Source organism: Alkalibacterium sp. m-11 (assembly GCF_054658155.1).
The window spans coordinates 1-255 of sequence record NZ_BAAGIR010000564.1 but is presented as its reverse complement, the minus strand read 5'-3'; the positions used below and the strand labels follow the sequence as shown (position 1 = coordinate 255).

The following is a 255-nucleotide window of genomic DNA, read 5'->3' as shown; positions in this document are numbered from 1 at the left end:
GTATCCCTGAAATACGTGCAGGAAGAACTGAACAAGGTTCGAGATAACATCCGCACACGCGCTAATTACAATGCCAGCTACCAACTTTACAGCCATACTGCAACGATAGACTGGGAGTATTCACAGAGACGCCCGTACAAAGGCGATGTGATTGAAGGGAAACGGCGGATGTACCTGCATCTTTATTTTAGCGGTGAAAAAGCACTGGAGCACGAGAACCGTTTCAATGCGCTTCTTGATCGGCTCGAAGCAGAA

Annotated in this window: 1 pseudogene; it reads left to right on the top strand. The window is 47.8% G+C overall.

From position 1 onward, the window contains the following. Positions 1–255: pseudogene (locus ACYQ2O_RS13610) on the top strand (IS1634 family transposase); the annotation flags it as partial.